7 protein-coding genes are annotated in these 5,746 nt (G+C 69.6%); all 7 read left to right on the top strand.

Translation table 11 applies throughout. From position 1 onward, the window contains the following. A partial coding sequence (locus ACRDSK_RS31150) for a hypothetical protein (RefSeq protein ID WP_431444972.1) occupies nt 1-437 on the top strand: 437 nt, incomplete at its 5' end. Further along, nucleotides 438-2,033 (top strand): replication initiator, encoded by a 1,596-nt coding sequence (locus tag ACRDSK_RS31145; protein WP_431444971.1) that lies wholly within the window; start codon nt 438-440, stop codon nt 2,031-2,033. It begins immediately after the preceding gene. A 14-nt stretch (nt 2,034-2,047) separates the two neighbouring features. Further along, entirely contained in the window at nt 2,048-2,248 is a 201-nt protein-coding gene (locus ACRDSK_RS31140) for a helix-turn-helix domain-containing protein (protein WP_431444970.1), read from the top strand. Between the two features lie 14 nt (nt 2,249-2,262). Beyond that, nucleotides 2,263-3,546, top strand: coding sequence for a tyrosine-type recombinase/integrase (locus ACRDSK_RS31135; protein WP_431444969.1), 1,284 nt, complete (start codon nt 2,263-2,265; stop codon nt 3,544-3,546). Between the two features lie 85 nt (nt 3,547-3,631). Beyond that, complete coding sequence (dhaK, locus tag ACRDSK_RS31130) at nt 3,632-4,630, top strand: dihydroxyacetone kinase subunit DhaK (protein ID WP_431444968.1); 999 nt, start codon at nt 3,632-3,634, stop codon at nt 4,628-4,630. 5 nt (nt 4,631-4,635) lie between these two features. Further along, nucleotides 4,636-5,262 carry a dihydroxyacetone kinase subunit DhaL gene (gene dhaL / locus ACRDSK_RS31125; RefSeq protein ID WP_431444973.1) on the top strand — a complete coding sequence of 209 codons (627 nt, stop codon included), beginning with the start codon at nt 4,636-4,638 and terminating at the stop codon, nt 5,260-5,262. Nucleotides 5,263-5,378: 116 nt separating this feature from the next. Continuing rightward, nucleotides 5,379-5,746, top strand: a 368-nt coding sequence (gene dhaM, locus ACRDSK_RS31120; RefSeq protein WP_431444967.1) for a dihydroxyacetone kinase phosphoryl donor subunit DhaM, incomplete at its 3' end; no start/stop codon positions are given.

The raw sequence follows: 5,746 nt of genomic DNA, 5'->3' as shown, positions 1-5,746 counted from the left end.
CGAACATTCTCACCCGGACCTCGGCAGTCGGGTCGATGCTCGGCGAGTTCCGCGCACATGTGCGGGACCGGGTGCTGCCGGCTCCCGTGTCGCTGACCTTCTCCGCCCACGGCAGGGAGATCGCCGTACAACCTGAGGGTGGTGCGGATTTGGTGCAGCACCTCGGCAACGTCCTGCTGTGGGCCTACACCCTCGTCGACGTCACCGCCCAGTGGTGGCGCACCGACGAGGACCGCCTGCACGTGTCCGTCTGCGGGCGCACCGCCAGCGGCACCCGGATGAAGGTCTACGGCGGCGGCACGTTCTCCGACTGCCGCGGCCTCGTCTCACTCGCACGCAACGAATCGGAATGCGTCTCGCTCGACGAGCTGTACACGCTGATCGGCCTCCTCCGCGATGAGCACCGAGATGGGCAGCACGAGCTGGAGGTGGCCTAGATGGACCAACCACAGACCCGCGCGCAGCGGATGCGCCAACCCCTCGCGTCGGATGTCATCGCGGCGACCGCCGAGCAGCACGGCGTGTGCGTCCGACCGTTCACGATGGAGGTCGGCGACCTCGACACGGGAGAGCTGCGCTACGTCCCGATGCCCTGTGGTTCCACTGTGGAGTCCCAGTGCGGGCCGTGTGCGCGAAAGGCTCGCGCGTTGCGGATGGTCCAGTGTCGCGAAGGCTGGCACCTCGCCGAAGAGCCGGACTTCACCCCGGATGAGCCGACTGCCGACCAGACGGCGTTGCTGGAGCTGCGGGCCGACCTGGTGGCCACCTATCAGCAGGCCGAGGGCGCGGACGGGGACGAGCTGCTCGACGAGATCCGCTCCGTCGATGCGGAACTTCGGCAACTCGGCATGCGGGGCCGGCTCCCCAACCCGGAAGGACCGGCCACACGGACTCCGAAGCGGTCCACGAAGCGGCGCCAGGACGCACCGGAGCTGCCCCGGCGGCGGGTCGAGAAGCGGACCCTCGGGCGGGAGTTCGCCGGCCGGTTCCGGCCTTCGATGTTCGTCACGCTCACCTGCGACTCCTACGGGCGGGTGCGCGATGACGGCACGCCAGTCGATCCGGGCTCGTATGACTACCGGCGGGCTGCTCGGGATGCGGTGCACTTCGCCGCGCTGGTGGACAGGTGGTGGCAGAACCTGCGCCGGGTCGTCGGCTGGGACGTGCAGTACTTCGCCACCGTCGAACCCCAGAAGCGCGTCGCGCCACACCTGCATGCCGCGCTCCGCGGGTCGATCCCGCACGAGGTGCTGCGGGCCGTCACGGCGGCGACCTACCACCAGGTGTGGTGGCCGGCGCATGACGAGCTCGTCTACCTCGGCGACGAGCTGCCGGTGTGGGAGGACGGCCGGTTCGTCGACCCGACCACCCGCCAACCACTCACGTCCTGGGCTGAGGCGCTGGAGGCAGTGGAGGAGCCGGCGCACGTCGTCACCTTCGGGCGGCAGGTGCACTCCAAGGGCATCCTCGGCGGCTCCGACGAAGCCGGCCGGCACATCGGCTACCTGACCAAGTACCTCACCAAGAGCACCGGTGAGGTGATCTCGGCCGACACCGACCGGCAGCGGGCACACCATGACCGGCTACACGAGGAGCTGCGCGTCACGCCCTGCTCGCCGCGCTGTGCGGTGTGGCTGCTCTACGGCGTTCAACCCCTCGGGGTGAACTCGCGGACCCATCCGGGCCGGTGCAAGTCGAGGGCGCATCGGCGGACCACGCTCGGGCTCCCCGGCCGGCGAGTCCTGGTGTCGCGGAAGTGGTCCGGCAAGACGCTCGCCGACCACCGAGCCGACCGGAAGGCCTTCGTCCTGGAGTCGCTGGCGGCGGTCGGGATCACCAAGCCAGAGTCGGACCGGTCGCGGCTGATGTGGCAGAAGGTCCAGCCCGGCGACCCACATCAGCCGCCGAGGGATCACCTGCTCATGCACGCGATCGCGGAACGGATCAAGTGGAGAGCCGAGTACGACCGCGCGCTACTCGCGGCACAGGGACCACCGCCAGATCTTTCGGCAACTACGGCGGTGGCTGCCTGAGCAAGGGGGATCGGGTGACGGACCAGCAGTCGTTCGCGCCGCTGTGGGACACCGACGACGTGGCGGCGTTTTTGAAGGTACCTGCGAAGACCATCCGCGAATGGCGGCACAAGGAGGAAGGCCCGCGCTATTCGCGGCTCGGCAAGCACGTGCGCTATCTGCCGGGTGACGTCATGGATTGGGTTCGCGATCAGAGCCGCCTGGATGCGGCGTAGGGAGGCAGGAAGCAATGGCGGGACATGTCGAGGATCGCTGGTGGCGGGAAAAGACCGACGAGGCCGGTGAGGTCGTGCTCAACGCGAAAGGCAAGCCAGTACGCGAAAAGACGGACCTGTACGGGAAGGGCATGCGGTACCGGGTTCGCTACTACGTCAGCCGGAAGGAGAGGTCCAGTAGCTTTCCTGACGGCAAGCTCCGTCGCGCGCAGGCATTCCTGGCGAAGGTGCAGACGGACGCGCTGACCGGCACATACGTGGACCCGGATGCGGGGAAGGTCCGGCTGCGGACGTACGTGGGGCAGTACCTCAAAGGACAGTCGGAGAACTACGCCACCCAACGCCGCTACAAGTCCATGTTGGAGAACATGGTCTTCGGCTACTTCGACGACCCGTTCCTCGCCGACATCACCCACGACGAGGTGCGGAACTGGCTCGAATGGATGCGGGACAAGGGCGGAAAGCGAGTCATGTCGGCGACCTATCGCGGGCAGCTGTTCGACATGCTGAGCGCCATTCTGAACGCCGCTGTGGAAGAAGGGCTGATCACGGTCAACCCGTGCAAGGCGCGATCCATCAAACGCCCGAAGGTCGAGCGGCGGAAGATCGTTCCGTGGCCGGAAGAGAAGATGTGGGCGATCCGCGCCGCCCTGCCTGAGATCTACCGGATCGCGATTCCGCTCGGGGCCGGCCTCGGGTTGCGGCAGATGGAGCTGCTCGCGCAGAGCCCGGAGGACATCGACCGGGACAGGGGCGAGGTCAACGTCGTTCGGCAGATCAAGTGGATCGACAAGGCTCCGGTGTTCGCGCCCCCGAAGGGCGGCAAGCCGCGGGTGGTCCCGATCGGTGAGGGCGTGCTTGCGGCGGTCGACGAGCACATGGCCACCTTCGAGCCTGTGACGGTCACTCTGCCGTGGCTTACTCCTGGTGGTGCACCGGAGACCGTCCGCCTGCTGATCAACAAGGCGGCGGACGGTCGCCAGCGCTACAACGCGGGTGTCCGGGCTCGGCTCTGGTCGGGCGACGGGTTTCACACTGGCGTGTGGCGGCCGGCCTTCACCCGCGCTGGCCTGGCCTACATGAAGCAGTGGGACGGGATGCACGCGCTACGGCACTTGTTCGCGTCTTTGATGCTCGAACAGGGAGTGTCCATCAAGGAGCTTTCCGAGTATCTGGGTCACCACGACCCCGCGTTCACGCTCCGGATCTACACGCACATGATGCCGTCGAGCCACCAACGGGCACGCCTTGCGTCAGACAAGGTCTTCAAGGTGCCGACGCTGGCGAACGCGGCCTAGATCGTGACATCCTGCGATGGCACGGCCTGAGGGCGGCCTGGCGCGCTTGTTAACGGAGAACTTGCAGCTCAGGACGGTGGTATCCGTGAAGAAGATCATCAATGACCCGTCGACCGTGGTGGCCGAATCGTTGCGTGGACTGGAGCTCGCGCACTCCGACCTGATCACCGTCATCCAGGATCCGGCCGTCGTGGTTCGGGCCGATGCTCCCGTGCGGGGGAAGGTGGCCGTGATCTCCGGCGGCGGCTCGGGGCACGAGCCCATGCACGGCGGCCTCGTGGGGCTGGGCATGCTCGACGCCGCCTGTCCGGGGGCGGTGTTCACCTCGCCGACTCCGGACCAGATGCAGACCGCCATCGAGAAGACCGACGGCGGCGCCGGCGTGCTGCTGATCGTCAAGAACTACACCGGCGACATCCTCAACTTCGAGACCGCGGCGGAGCTCGCGGCGGCGGACGACATCGAGGTGCGCTCGATCGTCATCGACGACGACGTCGCGGTGAAGGACTCGCTCTACACCGCCGGCCGGCGCGGGGTCGGCGGCACGGTGCCGCTGGAGAAGATCGTCGGCGCGGCGGCCGAGCGGGGCGACGACCTCGCCGCGTGCCACGCCATCGCCGAGCGCGTCGTGGCAAACGTTCGCTCCATGGGCCTGGCGCTCGCCGCCCCGATCGTCCCGCACGTCGGCGATCCCAGCTTCGACCTCCCCGACGACGAGATGGAGGTCGGCATCGGCATTCACGGCGAGCCCGGCCGAGCCAGGATGCCCGCCGAGAACGCCGACGGGATCGTTCGCCGCCTGCTGGAGCCGATCGTCGAGGACCTGCCGTTCGCCGACGGGGACCGCGTGCTGCTGTTCACCAACTCGATGGGCGGCACGCCGCTGATCGAGCTCTACCTCGCGCACGGCATCGCCGAGCGCATGCTCGGCGAGCGCGGCATCGTCGTCGAGCGCCGCCTCGTCGGGCCGTACGTCACCAGCCTGGAGATGCAGGGCATGAGCCTCACGCTGCTCAAGCTCGACGACGAGCTGCTCGAGCTGTGGGACGCCCCGGTGCGCACCGCCGCCCTGCGGTGGGGATGAGCGTCGTGGGGTGCACCGCCGCCGACGTGGCCAGGGCCGTCCGCGCGGTCGCGGAGGTCGTCGCCGAGCACCGGGTCGAGCTGATCCAGCTGGACCGGGCCATCGGCGACGGCGACCACGGCGAGAACCTCGACCGCGGCTTCCGGGCCGTCGTGGCCAAGCTGGAGGAGTCCACTCCGGACACTCCGGCCGCGGTGCTCAAGCTCGTCGCCACCACGCTGATCTCGAAGGTCGGCGGGGCCGCGGGCCCGCTGTACGGCACCGCGTTCCTGCGGGCCTCGACCGCGCTCGGGGACGCGGCCGAGCTGGGTGTCACCGAGGTGACCGAGGCACTGAAGGCCGCGCTCGGCGGGGTCGTCGCGCGCGGCAAGGCCGAGCTCGGCGACAAGACGATGGTCGACGCGCTCGACCCGGCCGTGCGGGCGGCCGAGAAGGAGCAGGGCTCGGTGGTCGCGCTCCTGTCGGCCGCGGCGGACGCGGCGGCCACCGGCGCGGAGTCGACGGTGCCGCTGGTCGCCCGCAAGGGCCGGGCCTCGTACCTGGGCGAACGCAGCGCCGGCCACCTCGACCCGGGCGCCCGGTCCACGACGCTGCTGCTGCGCTCGTTCGCGGACTCGGCGGCGGACGCGTGAACCGTGAGCGGGAGCGACGTAGCGTTCGCCGTCTGGACTGACGAGCGCGCGCAGGCGCGCCAGCGCCGAGCACGTGAGGAGGGAAGACGGCGAGTAGCGGAGGAGCGGAGCGAACCATGAACACTGTCGGACTCGTCGTTGTCTCGCACAGCGCCCGGCTAGCCGAGGGCGTGGTCGAGGTCGCCGCGCAGATGGCGCCGGACGTGGCGGTGGTGGCCGCGGGTGGCACGGCCGACGGTGGCATCGGCACCGACTTCGACGCGGTCGACGCCGCGGTCGACCGTGCCGAGGACGGTGCCGGGGTGGTGGTGCTCTACGACCTCGGCAGCGCTCGGATGGTGGCCGAGCTGGTGCTCGAGTCGCTGGCGGACCCCGACAGCGCGCTGCTCGTGGACGCCCCGCTCGTCGAGGGCACGGTGGCCGCCGCGGTCGCGGCCCAGGGCGGGTCGGCGCTCGGCGAGGTGGCCGCCGCCGCCCGCAGCGC

Source organism: Actinophytocola sp., from assembly GCF_050699915.1.
In the GTDB taxonomy this organism is placed as follows: domain Bacteria; phylum Actinomycetota; class Actinomycetes; order Mycobacteriales; family Pseudonocardiaceae; genus Actinophytocola.
The sequence above is the reverse complement of the archived record's forward strand: the minus strand, read 5'-3'. Positions and strand labels throughout refer to the sequence as shown.